At 71.4% G+C, this 14,102-nt stretch carries 12 protein-coding genes; 10 read left to right on the forward strand and 2 right to left on the reverse strand.

Annotation, left to right across the window (positions count from 1 at the left end):
* Nucleotides 1–328: 328 nt before the first annotated feature.
* The 3 genes from ACWDUZ_RS21035 (at nt 329) to ACWDUZ_RS21045 (ending at nt 3,406) form a co-directional block, all read left to right on the forward strand.
* The gene (locus ACWDUZ_RS21035; RefSeq protein WP_451633299.1) at nt 329–1,858 is read left to right on the forward strand and encodes a helix-turn-helix domain-containing protein; all 1,530 of its coding nucleotides are present in this window, start codon (nt 329–331) and stop codon (nt 1,856–1,858) included.
* A 582-nt stretch (nt 1,859–2,440) separates the two neighbouring features.
* On the forward strand, nt 2,441–2,884 hold the full coding sequence (locus ACWDUZ_RS21040) for an STAS domain-containing protein (protein ID WP_451633368.1): 444 nt from the start codon (nt 2,441–2,443) through the stop codon (nt 2,882–2,884).
* Between the two features lie 159 nt (nt 2,885–3,043).
* Nucleotides 3,044–3,406, forward strand: a complete 363-nt coding sequence (locus tag ACWDUZ_RS21045; protein WP_451633300.1) for a DUF488 domain-containing protein — start codon at nt 3,044–3,046, stop codon at nt 3,404–3,406.
* Nucleotides 3,407–3,517: 111 nt separating this feature from the next.
* On the opposite strand, the gene ACWDUZ_RS21050 is transcribed toward ACWDUZ_RS21045, so the two are convergent.
* A complete protein-coding gene (locus tag ACWDUZ_RS21050; protein ID WP_451633301.1) occupies nt 3,518–4,819 on the reverse strand; it encodes a PP2C family protein-serine/threonine phosphatase in 1,302 nt (433 codons plus the stop codon).
* A 523-nt stretch (nt 4,820–5,342) separates the two neighbouring features.
* Here ACWDUZ_RS21050 and ACWDUZ_RS21055 point away from each other — a divergent pair.
* The 5 genes from ACWDUZ_RS21055 to ACWDUZ_RS21075 are packed head-to-tail and all read left to right on the forward strand — an operon-like array spanning nt 5,343 to nt 12,496.
* Entirely contained in the window at nt 5,343–8,990 is a 3,648-nt protein-coding gene (locus ACWDUZ_RS21055; RefSeq protein ID WP_451633369.1) for a nitrate reductase subunit alpha, read from the forward strand.
* Nucleotides 8,990–10,651: a nitrate reductase subunit beta gene (narH, locus tag ACWDUZ_RS21060; protein ID WP_451633302.1), complete on the forward strand. Its 1,662-nt coding sequence runs from the start codon at nt 8,990–8,992 to the stop codon at nt 10,649–10,651. The genes ACWDUZ_RS21055 and narH overlap by 1 nt, the downstream gene beginning before the upstream one ends.
* Nucleotides 10,648–11,400 (forward strand): nitrate reductase molybdenum cofactor assembly chaperone, encoded by a 753-nt coding sequence (narJ, locus tag ACWDUZ_RS21065; RefSeq protein ID WP_451633303.1) that lies wholly within the window; start codon nt 10,648–10,650, stop codon nt 11,398–11,400. The genes narH and narJ overlap by 4 nt, the downstream gene beginning before the upstream one ends.
* Nucleotides 11,397–12,140: a respiratory nitrate reductase subunit gamma gene (gene narI, locus ACWDUZ_RS21070; protein ID WP_451633304.1), complete on the forward strand. Its 744-nt coding sequence runs from the start codon at nt 11,397–11,399 to the stop codon at nt 12,138–12,140. Before narJ ends, narI begins: the two co-directional genes overlap by 4 nt.
* A gap of 23 nt (nt 12,141–12,163) precedes the next feature.
* Nucleotides 12,164–12,496, forward strand: a complete 333-nt coding sequence (locus ACWDUZ_RS21075) for a cupin domain-containing protein (protein ID WP_451633305.1) — start codon at nt 12,164–12,166, stop codon at nt 12,494–12,496.
* A 27-nt stretch (nt 12,497–12,523) separates the two neighbouring features.
* Here the strand turns inward: ACWDUZ_RS21075 and fdxA are convergent, their stop codons facing one another.
* A complete protein-coding gene (gene fdxA, locus ACWDUZ_RS21080) occupies nt 12,524–12,844 on the reverse strand; it encodes a ferredoxin (RefSeq protein WP_451633306.1) in 321 nt (106 codons plus the stop codon).
* Nucleotides 12,845–12,952: 108 nt separating this feature from the next.
* On the opposite strand from fdxA, the gene ACWDUZ_RS21085 reads away from it, so the two are divergent.
* Nucleotides 12,953–13,504, forward strand: a complete 552-nt coding sequence (locus ACWDUZ_RS21085; protein WP_451633307.1) for a DUF2249 domain-containing protein — start codon at nt 12,953–12,955, stop codon at nt 13,502–13,504.
* Between the two features lie 123 nt (nt 13,505–13,627).
* Nucleotides 13,628–13,867: a hypothetical protein gene (locus tag ACWDUZ_RS21090; RefSeq protein WP_451633308.1), complete on the forward strand. Its 240-nt coding sequence runs from the start codon at nt 13,628–13,630 to the stop codon at nt 13,865–13,867.
* Nucleotides 13,868–14,102 lie beyond the last annotated feature (235 nt).

Consider the following 14,102-nt stretch of genomic DNA (forward strand, 5'->3'; position numbering starts at 1 on the left):
CGGCAGCCCGCGCGCTCTCCCATACTGTTTCCCCCCAGGTGTTCGATACGGACCGGCGCAGCGCACCCGGCACCCAGTCGACTCGACGGGAGGACACATGGGCCGACCGAGTCGGGGTATCCGAGGGAGCACCCGGCGACGGCCGGAGCAACGGACCCGGATGTCATCCGACATGGGCGTATTTGCCGGTATGTTTCGGACGTCCGAGACATGGCGCGACACGCGACGCACCGCCGTCGGGGCCCTGACCGTGGGGTCATTGACGGTGGCTCACCCGATCGGACCCCCCTGACGGGCGCCATCTCATATCTGAGATAACCTCAACCTCATGGCAGACGACTACCTCGTACGCATCGGCAAGCTCATCCGTGACGCCCGGCAGCACCGCGGCTGGACGCAGGCGCAGCTCGCCGAAGCGCTCGGCACCAGTCAGAGCGCCGTCAATCGCATCGAGCGCGGCAACCAGAACATCAGCCTTGAGATGATCGCCCGCATAGGGGAAGCCCTGGACAGCGAGATCGTGTCGCTGGGCTACGCGGGCCCGATGCATCTGCGGGTGGTCGGCGGCCGCCGGCTGTCCGGCGCCATCGACGTGAAGACGAGCAAGAACGCCTGCGTGGCCCTGCTGTGCGCCTCGCTGCTCAACCGGGGGCGCACGGTGCTGCGCCGGGTGGCGCGGATCGAGGAGGTGTACCGCCTGCTGGAGGTGCTGGGCTCGATCGGCGTGCGCACCCGCTGGATCAACGACGGCGTCGACCTGGAGATCGTGCCGCCGGCCGACCTCGACCTGGACGCCATCGACGCCGAGGCGGCCGTCCGCACCCGGTCCATCATCATGTTCCTCGGCCCGCTGCTGCACCGCATGGACCGCTTCAAGCTGCCGTACGCGGGCGGCTGCGACCTCGGCACCCGCACCATCGAGCCGCACATGATCGCGCTGCGCCGGTTCGGCCTGGAGGTGGCGGCCACCGAGGGGCAGTACCACGCCACCGTGGACCGCTCCGTCCACCCGGACCGTCCGATCGTGCTGACCGAGCGCGGCGACACCGTGACCGAGAACGCGCTGCTGGCGGCCGCCCGCCACGACGGCGTGACCGTCATCCGCAACGCCTCCTCCAACTACATGGTCCAGGACCTGTGCTTCTTCCTGGAGGCGCTCGGCGTCCGGGTGGAGGGCATCGGCACGACCACGCTCACCGTCCACGGCGTGCCGCACATCGACATGGACGTGGACTACTCCCCCTCCGAGGACCCGGTGGAGGCGATGAGCCTGCTCGCCGCCGCCGTCGTCACCGAGTCGGAGCTGACGGTGCGCCGGGTGCCGATCGAGTTCCTGGAGATCGAGCTCGCGGTGCTGGAGGAGATGGGTCTCGACCACGACCGCACGCCGGAGTACGTGGCCGACAACGGCCGTACGCGCCTGGTGGACCTGACCGTGCGCCCCTCCAAGCTGGAGGCGCCGATCGACAAGATCCACCCCATGCCGTTCCCCGGCCTGAACATCGACAACGTGCCGTTCTTCGCGGCCATCGCGGCCGTGGCCCAGGGCAAGACCCTGATCCACGACTGGGTCTACGACAACCGTGCGATCTACCTCACGGACCTCAACCGCCTCGGCGGCCGTCTGCAGTTGCTGGACCCGCACCGTGTCCTCGTCGAGGGCCCGACCCGCTGGCGCGCCGCCGAGATGATGTGCCCGCCAGCCCTGCGGCCCGCCGTCGTCGTCCTCCTGGCCATGATGGCCGCGGAGGGTACGTCCGTCCTGCGCAACGTCTACGTCATCAACCGCGGTTACGAGGACCTCGCCGAGCGCCTGAACTCGATCGGGGCGCAGATCGAGATCTTCCGGGACATTTAACGCGGTCGGAACAGCCGCCCTTTTGCCCCTCCTGACCTGCGCGTCGCAGCCAGGAGGGGGTTCGCCCTCGCCCGTGTCACTTCTCAGGGACTTTGTGCTGTGGCCGGTGCTGCGCACACTCGTCGGCCGCACCGTGTGGGAAGACGCCTTCCCCCAGCTCGGCTCCCGCACTCGGGCGGCCGCGTGACGGACATGCCGGAGCTGCACACGCGGCTCCTGGCGGATGTGATCGCGCTCGGCTCCCCGTATCCCCTGGTCCTCACCGGCGGGTATGCCGTGCGAGCGCACCGTCTCGTGAACCGCCCCAGCCAGGACCTCGATGTCGCCGGCGCCCCGCAACCGCCCGTCGCAGCAGGGCGCGAGGCCGCCTGGTCTCTTCCGGACATCCGAGAGCCCTCGCAAGGAACGCCGCCACCCCCTCTTGACCTGCGCGTCCGCGAGCCAGGAGGGGGTTGCCGTCCCCGGCCGTCCGCGTTTGATGCGCCCCGTTGCAGGCCACCCGCAGTGGTGGACTCGAGGCGGGGCCGGATCGGTGGTGTGCGGTGCGGGCGGACGGCCGCGCCGCCCGGGGACGGAAGAGGGATGGCCATGCGAACGAACGTCGTCCGGCACGAGAACCTGATGGTGAGCTATGACGTGGTCAACGGCTGGACCGTGGTCGAGGTCGACGGTGAGGTGGACGCGCACACCGCGCCGCTGATCCGGGAAGCGGTGATCAAGCTGGTCGACGAGGGGCACCGCCACTTCGTCCTGGATCTGGGTTTCGTCAGCTTCATGGACTCGATGGGGCTGGGGGTGATCGTCGCGATCACCAAACGCGTCCGTGAACACGAGGGCTCGCTGCGTATCGCCGCCGTCTCCGCCCGGACGCTGAGGATCTTCGACCTCAGCGGCATGCGTGAGAGCTACGAGATCTACCCCTCGGCAGAGGAGGCGGTGCAGTCCGCCCCCTCGCCCGGCAGCCTCGCGCACTGGCCGCACCCCACCGAGGAGGCCCACCCCGACCCGGCCCGGCCCGACGCGTAGGCGGCGATCGCCGCGCCGAGTCCGCCGCGAGCCTGTGCCGGGAGCGTCCCGGGGGTTCGCCGATAAACTGGAGACGGCAAGACACGTCCGTATGCGGTGCGGTACGAGCGGTCCGCCGGCTCCGGGCCCGGCGGCCGATCCGGTTCGGAGGGTGCCCTCATGGCCAAGCAGATCACCTACCGGCGAGTCTACGAAGAGACCGCCTCCGACGACGGCAAGCGTGTCCTGGTCGATCGCGTCTGGCCCCGGGGCATGCGCAAGGACGACGCGCACCTGGACGAGTGGCTGCGCGATGTCGCCCCCTCCAGCGATCTGCGCAAGTGGTACGCCCACGAGCCCAGCCGCTTCCCCGAGTTCCGCCGCCGCTATCTGGCCGAACTGCGGGATGCCGGACACCGGCAGGCCGCCGAGCGTCTGCGGGACATCGCCGCGCACGACAGGCTCACGCTGCTGACCGCCACCCGGGACGTGGACCACAGCCAGGCGGCCGTCCTCGCCGAATGGCTGGCCGAGGAGCGGTGACCGGCGCGTCGACGCCCGGGGAGCCTCCTCCCCCCTTGTCCTGAGGTCGGCCCCGGCCGGGCCGGTCACGGGTGCCACCCCCATCGGCGGCTCCGGGCGGGCGCCCGTCTCTCAGCGTGCCGGGTCGTCCACGGGGGTGCGCAGGGCGAGCACGGCGACGTCGTCGTCGAAAACCTGACGGTTTCGGCTGATCAGCGTGTCGCACAGCTCCTCCAGCGGGGCGGTGGCCAGTCGGGCGGACTGCTCGGCCAGGTCGTCCAGCCCGGTGTCGATGTCCTGGTCGCGGCGCTCCACCAGCCCGTCGGTGAACAGCAGCAGGGTGCTGCCGGGCGGGAGGGGGTGTTCGTGGGTGAACCGGGAGACGGACGCGTCGATGCCCACCGGGATCCCGTGCCGGGCGGGTGCCAGATAGTGCGTGCTGCCGTCCGCTCCGACCAGCAGCGGCGGGAGATGGCCGGCGTTGCTCCAGCGGAACCCGTACTGCCCGCCCTCTCCGTGCTCGATACGGCCGAGCACCAGGGTGGCTGTCGGCGGGTCGTCGAACGCCGTCAGGGCGCGGTCCAGCCGTGACACGAGCCGGCCGGGCGGCTCGCCCCGGTCGAGGACGAGCGCCCGCAGCATGTCGCGGATCTGGCCCATCAGCGGGGCGGCCTCCACGTCGTGCCCGGTCACATCACCCACGACGACGCAGGTGGCGCCGTCGGGCAAGGCCATGGCGTCGTACCAGTCCCCGCCCAGCCTGGGCAGCTCGGAGGCGGGCTCGTAACGGGCCGAGGCCGTGAGCGGCGAAAGGTCGGGAAGGGTGGGCAGCATACGGCGCTGGAAGTGCTCGGCGGCGTGTTTGAGGTGCTCGTAGAGGCGCGCGTTCTCCAGGCTGACGCCCGCGGCACTGGCCAGAGCCGACAGCAGGCCCTCGTCGTCGTCGTCGAAGGGCGTGCCGTCCAGCTTGTCGGCGACATAGAGGTCACCGTAGACGGTGCCGCGCACCATGAGCGGCACGCCCATCAGGGTCCGCATGACCGGATGCCCGGGCGGAAAGCCGACGGAACGAGGGTGCCCCGCCACGTCCGCGACCCGCAGCGGTTCCCGGTCGTCCACCATGGTGTGCAGCAGGCCGTGGCCCTGCGGCATGCCCATGGCGGCGCACAGCTGCGGGTCGTCGACGCCCACGGTGATCAGGTCGGTGACCTCGCCGCTCTCCGCGAGCACGCCGAGTGCTCCGTAGCGTGCGGCGACCAGGTCGGTGGCCGCTTCCACGATGCGGTGCAGCATGGTGCGGGTGTCCATGTCGGCGCTGACCGCCCCGACGGCGTCCAGCAGGTGCCGCAGCCGGTGCCGGTCCAGAGCACGCCGCAGAGGCCGCACGGCCACGCTGCCCCGGTCCTCACCCCGCTGCCGCGGGTTGTGCGCCATGGTGCTTCCTCCCGGCGCCTCAGCATGTCGCGCTGCCATGCACACTACGCGCTCCCCCGGCCGCGGGCAGGCCGAGCGGCACGCCGCTTGCGTGATTAGCCGGTTGCAGGCCGGGTAGGCAACGCCGAGACTGTCCCTGGCCGGTTCCGTGCACCCACGTGAACGCTGGTACCGCGGCGCCCGCGACGCGTGCGGCGGAACGGCTGTCCACGAATTCCCAGGTCGTCGGCGCGCGGGCCGGGCCCGGCCCGCGCCGTCCGGCCGGGAGGCCCGGGCCGGACGGGTGACGACCGCGGCGTCACCGGCCGGCCGGTGACGCCCGGACGGCGGCGATGTCCTGCCGGCGGACGGTGTGTCGTACCTGTTCGGTCCGCCCCCCGGTGGGGCACGGTGATGCTTGCGCCTCACGTCCTGGCACCACGCGACGCGGGCGGAGCAGGCAACGCGCACGAAGGCAACTTGGGCGTTCGAGGAGGCGAATGGCGTGGGCACCGACCTCTCTGGTGAGGCGCTCGAGCGTTTGATGCGTACGGCGCAGTACTTCTTCCCCGGCGCCCAGTCCCCCGACCGGCGGACGCTGTACCGCGAGGGAGGCCGGGCCGCGGAGGAGTTCTACCGGGAGCGGTGGCGCCACGACCGGGAGGTGCGCTCCACACACGGGGTGAACTGCACGGGGTCGTGCTCGTGGCGGGTCTTCGTCAAGGACGGCCTGATCACCTGGGAGACGCAGGCGACCGACTATCCCTCGGTCGGCCCGGACTCCCCCGAGTACGAGCCGCGGGGCTGCCCGCGAGGGGCGTCGTTCTCCTGGTACACCTACTCGCCCACCCGTATCCGCTATCCGTACGTGCGCGGCCCGCTGCTGCACCTGTGGCGGCAGGCGAAGGAGCGGCACGCGGACCCGGTCGAGGCGTGGGACTGGCTGACCTCGGACCCCGAGCGGTGCGCCGTCTACAAGCGGGCGCGCGGCAAGGGCGGTTTCGTGCGCTGCGACTGGCGCGAGGTGAGCGAGCTGGTGGCGGCGGCACAGGTGCACACCGTGAAGCGGTACGGCCCGGACCGGATCGTGGGTTTCTCGCCGATCCCGGCCATGTCGATGGCGTCGTACGCGGCCGGGACCCGGTATCTGTCCATGATCGGCGGGACGATCTCCTCCTTCTACGACTGGTACGCCGACCTGCCGATGGCCTCGCCGCAGGTGTTCGGCGACCAGACGGACGTGCCCGAGTCCGGCGACTGGTGGAACGCCGGGTATCTGATCGTGTGGGGCACGAACCTGCCGATCACCCGCACGCCCGACGCCCACTTCATGACCGAGGCCCGCTACCGGGGGCAGAAGGTCGTGGTGGTCTCGCCGGACTACGCGGACCACACCAAGTTCGCCGACGACTGGCTGGCCGCGGCTCCCGGCACGGACGGCGCGCTGGCGATGGCGATGGGCCATGTGATCCTGAGCGAGTTCTACCGCGACCGGCAGGTGCCGTACTTCACCGAGTACGGCAAGACGTACACCGACCTGCCGTTTCTGGTGCGGCTGCGGGCGCGCGGGGACGCGTACGTGCCGGACAAGTTCCTCACCGCGGCCGACCTCCCCGGTCAGGACGCTGAGGCGGCCGAGTTCAAGACGGTCCTGCTGGACGGGCGCACCGGTGAGCCGGTCGTGCCGAACGGCTCGCTGGGCTTCCGCTGGACCTCCCCGGACGGCGGCCCGCGGTGGAACCTGCGGCTCGACGGAGTGGACCCCCTGCTCTCCCTGTACGGGCGGTCCGACGGCGAGGCGGTGCCGGTGGATCTGCCGCGCTTCGACACGGGCCCGGGGGAGTCCGGCGGGGTGCTGCGGCGGGGCGTGCCGGCGATGCGGGTCGCGGGGCACCTGGTGACCACCGTGTTCGACCTGGTGCTGGCCCAGTACGCGGTGGCCCGCGAGGGTCTGCCCGGCAGGTGGCCGTCCGGGTACGACGACGCGAGCGTGCCCTGCACCCCGGCCTGGCAGGAGGCGATCACCTCGGTGCCGGCGAAGGCGGCGGCGCGGGTGGCGCGGGAGTTCGCGCGCAACGCCGAGCGCACCGGCGGCCGTTCGATGATCGCGATGGGGGCCGGGACCAACCACTGGTTCCACTCCGACCAGATCTACCGCGCGTTCCTGTCCCTGGTGATGCTGACCGGCAGCCAGGGGGTCAACGGCGGCGGCTGGGCGCACTACGTCGGGCAGGAGAAGGTGCGCCCGCTGACCGGCTGGTTCCATCTGGCGTTCGGCCTGGACTGGCAGCGGCCCACCCGTCACATGGTGGGTACGCCGTTGTTCTGGCTGGCCACCGACCAGTGGCGTTACGAGGCGTTCGCCGCCGACACGCTGGCCAGCCCGCTGGGAGAGGGGCGGTTGACCGGACGCACCCTGCCGGACTGCAACGCGCTGGCCGCCCGCCTGGGCTGGTTGCCCTCCCACCCGGCGTTCGACCGCAACCCGCTGGACGTGTGCGACGAGGCCGAGCGGGCCGGAAAGGACGTACCGGAGTACATCGTCGAGGAGCTGAAGGCCGGCCGGCTGCGTTTCGCCGCCGAGGACCCCGACGACCCGGCGAACTTCCCCCGGGTGCTGCTCATCTGGCGGGCGAACCTGTTCGCCTCGTCGATGAAGGGCCACGAGTACATGCTGCGGCACCTGCTCGGCACCGACGACGCCGTGACCGCCGGCGAGACCCCGCCCGGCCTGCGCCCGAAGGACGTCACCTGGCGCGAGCGGGCCCCGGTCGGCAAGCTGGACCTGTCGGTGGCCGTCGACTTCCGCATGACCAGCACCTGCCTGTTCTCCGACGTGGTGCTGCCCGCCGCCACCTGGTACGAGAAGTACGACCTGTCCTCCACCGACCTGCACCCCTTCGTGCACGCCTTCAATCCGGCCATCGCGCCCCCGTGGCAGACCCGCACCGACTTCGACATCTTCCACACCGTCGCGGCCGAGTTCTCCAAGCTCGCCGCCACCCATCTGGGAGTGCGCCGGGACGTGATCGCCGCCCCGCTCGCCCACGACACGGCGGACGAAATGGCGCAACCCCACGGGCGGGTGCGGGACTGGCGGGCCGGGGAGTGCGAGCCGGTGCCGGGGAAGACGATGCCGAAGCTGATCGTGGTGGAGCGCGACTACCCGGCGGTGGCGGAGAAGATGGCCGCCGTCGGGCCGCTGCTGGACCGCCTGGGCACCACCACCAAGGGTCTGACCTGGAAACCCGAGCAGGAGATCGACTACCTGCGCCGGCGCAACGGCACGGTGCGCGGCGGCATCGCCGACGGACGCCCCTCGATCGCCCGCGACGACCAGTTCTGCGAGGCGATCCTCGCCCTGTCCGGGACGACCAACGGCCGTCTCGCGGTCGCGTCGCTGCGCGCGCTGGAGGAGCGCACCGGCGTGGACCTGGCCGACCTGGCCGAGGAGCGTTCCGGCGACCGCATCACCTTCGAGGACACCCGCACCCAGCCCCGTGCGGTGATCACCTCCGCCGAGTGGTCCGGCACCGAGTCCGGCGGCCGCCGCTACTCCCCGTTCACCGTCAACGTCGAACGCCTCAAGCCCTGGCACACCCTCACCGGCCGCCAGCACTTCTTCCTCGACCACGACTGGATGGCCGAGTTCGGCGAACAGCTCCCCGTCTACCGGCCTCCGTTGAACATGACGGCCCACTTCGGCGACCCGAGCCGCTCACCGGACGGCCACCCGGAGCTCGTGGTGCGCTACCTGACCCCGCACTCGAAGTGGTCCATCCACTCCGAGTACCAGGAGAACCTGCACATGCTCACGCTGTTCCGGGGCGGTCCGGTGATCTGGATGAGCCCGCTGGACGCGGAGAAGATCCAGGTGGCCGACAACGACTGGATCGAGGCGTACAACCGCAACGGTGTGGTCGCCTGCCGCGCGGTGGTCACCCACCGCATGCCCGAGGGCACGGTGTTCATGTACCACACCATGGACCGCCACCTGAACGTGCCGAAGAGCGAGACCTCCGGCCTGCACGGCGGCGGCGACAACTCCCTGACCCGGCTGCTCATCAAGCCCACCCACCTGATCGGCGGCTACGCCCAGTTCTCGTACGGCTTCAACTACATCGGCCCCACCGGCAACCAGCGCGACGAGATCACCGTCATCCGCCGCCGCAGCCAGGAGGTGCAGTTCTGATGCCCCGTGCCGCAGGCACAATCGGACGCTGTATGGCCCAGGTCGCCATGGTCATGAATCTCGACAAGTGCATCGGCTGCCACACCTGCTCGGTGACCTGCAAGCAGACGTGGACCAACCGGCCCGGATCGGAGTACGTCTGGTTCAACAACGTCGAGACCAAACCCGGGGCCGGCTACCCCCGCCGCTACGAGGACCAGGAGAAGTGGAAGGGCGGCTGGACCCTCGACCGCCGGGGCAAGTTGACGCTGAAGTCCGGCGGCCGGGTGCGCAAGCTGCTCAGCATCTTCTACAACCCCGACCTGCCCTCGCTCGACGACTTCTACGAGCCGTGGACGTACGACTACGAGAGCCTGACCACCGCGCCGCTGTCCGACAGCTTCACCAGCGCACGTCCCAAGTCGCAGCTGACCGGCCTGGACATGCGGCCCGTGCACGGCCCGAACTGGGACGACGACCTCGCCGGGGCCGGCGAGTACGCCACCGCCGACCCGAACCTGAAGGGCCTGTCGGAACGGGTGCGGATGGAGTTCGAGCAGGCGTTCATGTTCTACCTGCCGCGCATCTGCGAACACTGCCTCAACCCGTCCTGCGTCGCCTCCTGCCCGTCGGGGGCCATGTACAAGCGGGAGGAGGACGGCATCGTCCTGGTGGACCAGGACCGCTGCCGCGGCTGGCGGTTCTGCGTGTCGGGCTGCCCCTACAAGAAGGTCTACTTCAACCACCGCACCGGCAAGGCCGAGAAGTGCACCTTCTGCTACCCGCGCATCGAGGCCGGTCAGCCCACCATCTGCTCGGAGACCTGCGTGGGCCGGCTGCGTCACCTCGGGGTGATGCTCTACGACGCCGACGCCGTCCTGGACGCCGCCTCGGTCAAGGACGACAAGGATCTGTACGAGGCGCAGCTGTCGGTCTTCCTCGACCCCGAGGACCCCGAGGTGCAGGCGGCGGCCGAACGGGACGGCATCGCCCACGACTGGATCCAGGCCGCCCGGCGCTCCCCGGTGTACGCGCTGATCAAGCGCCACCGGGTGGCGTTGCCGCTGCACCCGGAGTACCGCACCATGCCCATGGTCTGGTACGTGCCCCCGCTGTCCCCGGTCACGGACGCGGTGCACGCCACCGGCTACCACGACGACGACCCCGACCGCGTGTTCGCCGCCATCGACTCCCTGCGCATTCCCATGGAGTACCTGGCCAACCTCTTCACCGCCGGGGACACCACCGTGGTCGAGAACGTGCTGCGCAGACTCACCGCCATGCGCGCCCACATGCGCGGCCGGCAGCTCGGCGACCCGCCCGACCGAGAACTGCTCGACTCGGTCGGCGCGAGCGCCGACGACATCGAGGACCTCTACCGGCTGCTGGCCATCGCCAAGTACGACGACCGCTACGTCATCCCCCGGGTGCACGCCGAGGGCTCCGGCGCCCTGATGGCCCAGCACTGCTCCCTGGACCGCCCCGGCGGCGTCGCCGACCAGGCGGGCCACGGGGAGGACCGGCTCGGCCCGGTGCCACCGCCCGCCCTGCCCGGGCTCACGGCACCCGGCGGCGGCAGCCAGTTCCGCGACAGCGACGGACAGGTGCGCTTCAACCTCCTCGGCTGGGACGGCAACAGTTCGGCCCCGGGCCTCTTCGGCACCGGGACGGACGCCTCATGAGCCCGCGCCGGGCGCGACGCCGGGCCCCCGACACCCCGGTCGTGCACCGCATCGCCGCCGTCCTGCTGCGCTACCCCGACGAAGCGATGCTCGCCTGTCTCGACGATGTCGCCGCCGCGCTCCCCGCCGTCCGCGTCCAGGCCGACCGCGCCCGTCTCACCGCCGTCCGCGACCACCTGCGGGGTCTGCCGCCCCCCGTGGCGGCCGAGCGGTACGTGGACACCTTCGACCACACCCGCCGCCGCTCCCTCCACCTGACCTATTACCGGCACGGCGACACCCGTGCCCGCGGGATGGCCCTGCTCGCCCTCAAGCACACCTACCGCCAGGCCGGGCACGAACCGCCCGAGTTCGAGCTGCCCGACTTCCTGCCGCTGGTCCTGGAGTTCGCCGCCCTCGCTCCCGAGTCCGGCCACCGCGTCCTGCTGCAGTGCCGGGCCGGACTCGAACTACTCCGGCAGGCGCTGCGCGAGCGCTCCGCTCCCTACGCCGACGTTCTGGACGTTCTCTGCGGCCGGCTGCCCGAACCGAGCCGCCGCGAGCGCGACACCTGGCGCCGGCTGGCCGCCGAGGGGCCACCGGGCGAACAGGTCGGCCTGGAACCCTTCGGGCCACCGGAACACACCGGACTGGAGCCCTTCGGGCCGCCGGAACAGACCGAGCCGGATCCCCACTTCGCGCCCGGGCACCCGGCGTCGCTCCCCCAGCCGACCGCGAGACCGTTCCTGAGCGCCAAGGAGGGCCGATGAGCTCCTGGGACCTGTGGTGGTGGGTCATCCTGCCCTACCTCGCCCTCGTCACCTTCGTCGTCGGCCACGTCTGGCGCTGGCGCTACGACCAGTTCGGCTGGACCAGCCGGTCCACCCAGCTCCAGGAGCGCCGCCTGCTGAAATGGGGCGGACCGCTGTTCCACTACGGCACCTTCGCGGCCATCGCCGGCCACGTGCTGGGCATCCTCGTCCCCGAGTCGTTCACCCGCTGGCTGGGCATCCCGGAGGAGACCTACCGCTGGTTCTCCTCGATCGGCGGCACCATCGCCGCGCTCGCCGTGATCTTCGGTGTGGCCATCCTCGCCTTCCGCCGTACCACGGTGCCCCGGGTGCGGTCCACGACCAGCCCGGTCGACTGGCTCGCCCTGATCCTGCTCGCGATCGTCATCGTGCTCGGCATCATTCCCACGATGGGCATCAACCTCTTCGGAGCCGGCTACGACTACCGGCTGAGCGTCGCCCTGTGGTTCCGCGGCCTGTTCGCGGGGAACCCGGACGTCGCCGCGATCTCCGACGCCCCGCTCATCTACCAGGTCCACGCCACCGCCGCCTGGGCCATCCTCGCGGTGTGGCCCTTCACCCGGCTGGTACACGCCTGGAGTGTGCCGCTGTGGTACCTGTGGCGCCCGTTCGTCCTGTACCGCTCCCGTACGGCGGCCCATCCCACCGAACCCGGTACCAGCGGGCGCCGCTGGCGCCGCATCGGCGTCCGCTACTGACACAGAAACGGCACCCTCAGCCCATGCAGAAGCTCTCTCTCGACGCCCGCGTCCGCGAACATCTGGAACGGGCCGCCTCGTCCTCCACCGGCCGCAGCGCCGAGACCGTGTACGGCGGCCACGAACACACCCTGCGCCAGACGCTCATCGCCCTGCGCGCCGGCACCGCCCTGGCCGAGCACGAGAACCCCGGCGAGGCCACGGTCCTCGTACTGCGCGGCCGGGTACGGCTGCACAGCGGCGACGATGCCTGGGAGGGCATCGCCGGAGACCTGCTGCTCGTACCGCCCGCCCGCCACAGCCTCGAAGCCCTCGAAGACGCCGCGGCACTGCTGACCATCGCCAAGACCGGCTGACCCGGGCGTCCGCGGAAGTTCCCGCCCTCACTCCCCCTGTCGCGGAAGAGCGGCGATCAGCGGATGGTCACGCTCGATCGACCCGAGCCCGGCCGCACCGCCCGGAGACCCGAGAGCGTCGAAGAACTCCACGTTCGCCCGGGTGTACTCCCGCCACTCGGCCGGTACGTCCTCCTCGTAGAAGATCGCCTCGACCGGGCAGACCGGCTCACAGGCCCCGCAGTCCACGCATTCGTCCGGGTGGATGTACAGCGACCGCTGTCCCTCGTAGATGCAGTCGACCGGACATTCCTCGACGCACGCCTTGTCCTTCACATCCACACAGGGCTGCGCGATCACGTAGGTCATCGGCGCACCTCCTCCCCTCGACGGGGTTTCCGGCCCCAGTTTTTACGAATACTACATGTAATAATTGAGGGTGTCCGTTCGGGGTGCGACAGGGGAAGAGGCAGAGCCATGACGCCGACGTCAGAGGTGTTCATCCGGGCCGCCGAGAACGAATCGGCCGTCCAGGCGCGGGCGGTGATCCGCACCGGCCTGCAGGGGCTCCTCGCCGAGCTGCGGCCGAAAGTCGCGCTGCTGACCGAACTGGAACTGGGCGCCGACGCCCGCGAGGCCGCTCTCGCGGCCCTGACCGACTTCTGCGCGGGCCCGGTACGCCGCCACCTCGACGCCACCGACCGGGCCCTGTACGCACCGGCCGCGGACCTCCCTGGGACCCGCCTGCTGATCCGGGCCCTGCGCACCGCCGCGACCGCACTCGACGAGGACATCGACGCACTCACCCGGACCGACGACGCGCACCGCGCGAGGACCGTCGCACAGAGCATCGAGGCGCGCCTGGCCACCCAGTCCGCCGTGGAACAGGCCGTGCTCCTGCCCGCCCTCATCGCCCTGCCGGACGTCGAACCCACCACCCTGGCCGCCGACTTCACGGCCTTCCTCGACGGCGGCCGCGCCGACCGGCCCGCCGTCCCCGACGTCGAACGGGTCGTCACCGATGACTGAACCATTCACCACCGCGGCCGGCGCCGACGACCAGCGGGGCCACGGCACCCGGAGCGCCCCGGCGCCGCGGCTGCTGTGCGACACGCGGGCCCTCACCGCCGTCGCCGCGACACCGGCCGGGGAGTGTGGAGGCTGTCAGCGCCCGGCAGCGAGCTGGGCGCCGGCATCAGCCGCCCGCTGCCGGGGCAACGCCTGCGCGTCCACGACGGAGAGGACCCGGACGCCCTTCTGCTGATCCTGGCCGGGGACGCCACCGTCACCACCCGGCACGGACGGCGGGAGCTGACCGAGGGAGCGCTGCTGTGGCTTCCGCACGGGTCCACCGCCCACCTCACGGCGGGCGAAACGGCCTGTCGTGTCTGACGGTCCACCGGCGCCCTCCCGGCGCGCCGGCCCGCCGCACGCGACAGCGCACACCACCGCGACCGCCCGGCGCGTCGCCGGCGCCGCCGGGGGCGGCGCGGGGCGACTGGCCCAAGTGGCTCTGCTGACAGCCCACTCGACGGCCCCCCGGCCGCACAGAGCGCCCTGGCGGCCATGCGCGGTCACGACACCCCCGGGCCCCCGCCGCCGGTGGCGCCGTATCCGATTTTTTACT

This window comes from Streptomyces sp. NPDC003393, from assembly GCF_053589015.1.

What these genes read in the sequence shown, in the direction of transcription:
- ACWDUZ_RS21035 (WP_451633299.1), top strand. Translation starts at nt 329, where the DNA reads ATGGCAGACGACTACCTCGTACGCATCGGCAAGCTCATCCGTGACGCC.
- ACWDUZ_RS21040 (WP_451633368.1), top strand. Translation starts at nt 2,441, where the DNA reads ATGGCCATGCGAACGAACGTCGTCCGGCACGAGAACCTGATGGTGAGC.
- ACWDUZ_RS21045 (WP_451633300.1), top strand. Translation starts at nt 3,044, where the DNA reads ATGGCCAAGCAGATCACCTACCGGCGAGTCTACGAAGAGACCGCCTCC.
- ACWDUZ_RS21050 (WP_451633301.1), bottom strand. Translation starts at nt 4,819, where the DNA reads ATGGCGCACAACCCGCGGCAGCGGGGTGAGGACCGGGGCAGCGTGGCC.
- ACWDUZ_RS21055 (WP_451633369.1), top strand. Translation starts at nt 5,343, where the DNA reads ATGCGTACGGCGCAGTACTTCTTCCCCGGCGCCCAGTCCCCCGACCGG.
- narH (WP_451633302.1), top strand. Translation starts at nt 8,990, where the DNA reads ATGCCCCGTGCCGCAGGCACAATCGGACGCTGTATGGCCCAGGTCGCC.
- narJ (WP_451633303.1), top strand. Translation starts at nt 10,648, where the DNA reads ATGAGCCCGCGCCGGGCGCGACGCCGGGCCCCCGACACCCCGGTCGTG.
- narI (WP_451633304.1), top strand. Translation starts at nt 11,397, where the DNA reads ATGAGCTCCTGGGACCTGTGGTGGTGGGTCATCCTGCCCTACCTCGCC.
- ACWDUZ_RS21075 (WP_451633305.1), top strand. Translation starts at nt 12,164, where the DNA reads ATGCAGAAGCTCTCTCTCGACGCCCGCGTCCGCGAACATCTGGAACGG.
- fdxA (WP_451633306.1), bottom strand. Translation starts at nt 12,844, where the DNA reads ATGACCTACGTGATCGCGCAGCCCTGTGTGGATGTGAAGGACAAGGCG.
- ACWDUZ_RS21085 (WP_451633307.1), top strand. Translation starts at nt 12,953, where the DNA reads ATGACGCCGACGTCAGAGGTGTTCATCCGGGCCGCCGAGAACGAATCG.